Origin of the sequence: Aeromonas popoffii (genome assembly GCF_000820025.1) — a bacterium.
GTDB lineage: Bacteria > Pseudomonadota > Gammaproteobacteria > Enterobacterales > Aeromonadaceae > Aeromonas > Aeromonas popoffii.
Window position 1 is genome coordinate 1 of sequence record NZ_CDBI01000029.1, and the last position, 1,164, is coordinate 1,164.

Annotated in this window: 1 protein-coding gene; it reads left to right on the plus strand. The window is 51.9% G+C overall.

Translation table 11 applies throughout. The annotated features are described in order from the left end of the window. The first annotated feature begins 109 nt into the window (after nucleotides 1-109). On the plus strand, nucleotides 110-1,141 hold the full coding sequence (locus tag BN1129_RS06190) for an IS630-like element ISAhy2 family transposase (RefSeq protein ID WP_042035213.1): 1,032 nt from the start codon (nucleotides 110-112) through the stop codon (nucleotides 1,139-1,141). Nucleotides 1,142-1,164 lie beyond the last annotated feature (23 nt).

Here is a 1,164-nt window from a genome sequence, read left to right on the forward strand (position 1 = left end):
CTAAATAGCTGTTCCGAATAGTAGATCACCGGAGGAAGGGAACTCAGTCCAGTTTGTGCGATCTCATTAGTCGCCAAACAAAACAAGCCACACCCAAAGGACTGAGTTGATGCCTATCCTACCACCCCTGCCACGACCACAACGGCGCCGCATTCACAAAATTATCCATGCCACCCGTGATAAAGGGCATGCTCGTCGCTTGATGGCCATCTTGCTGTTACATGAAGGACGCACGGTCACTGATGTTCATCACCTTACCGGCGCTGCTCGCTCGACCATCGGCCGTTGGCTTCGGTGGTATCGAGATGAAGGCATAGATGCGCTAGAAGCCTTACCGGCTGGCCGTGCCCCGGTCTTGCCTGTTGCCAAGATAGTCACCTTACTGGTGCTGCTCATGCAGTTTTCTCCGCAAGATTTTGGTTATCAGCGCAGCCGCTGGTGTACCGAACTATTGGCTATCAAAATCAATCGGTTAACAGGGCTCAATGTGGCCGCCTCCACACTTCGTCGATGGTTACCTCGTATGGGTATTGTCTGGCGCAGGCCCGTGCCGACCTTGCGGATAAAAGACCCAGCCTATCAGGAGAAAATGGCGAGTATCGACGCTGCGCTGGCCCGCTGTGATGCCGCTAATCCAGTGTTTTATGAGGATGAAGTCGATATAGACCTCAATCCCAAATTAGGGGCCGACTGGATGTTCAGAGCGCAGCAAAAGCGGGTTGTCACACCGGGACAGAACGCCAAACATTACCTGGCAGGCGTTCTCCATGCAGGCAACGGAAGAGTGCTTTACGTCAGCGGGATAAAGAAAAACTCATCGCTGTTTATCGCCATGCTGGAAAAGCTGCGTCACCACTACCGACGAGCCAAAACCATCACGCTGATCCTCGATAACTACATCATTCACAAAAGCAAGCAGACCGAGCGATGGTTGAAGAAGAATCCCAAGTTCTGCCTGGTATTCCAGCCAGTTTACAGTCCTTGGGTTAATCACATCGAACGGCTGTGGCACAAGTTACATGAAACCATCACCCGCAATCATCAATGCAGAGGAATGGCCAACCTGCTGGCTCGAGTGAAACACTTCATGGATACCGTGTCTCCTTTCCCCGGGAATGGCTATGGCACAGCGAAGGTGTAGCACTATTAGGATCAGTTATTTAG

Excerpts from the sequence above, each read along its gene's own strand:
- BN1129_RS06190 (WP_042035213.1), top strand. The coding sequence starts at position 110 with ATGCCTATCCTACCACCCCTGCCACGACCACAACGGCGCCGCATTCAC.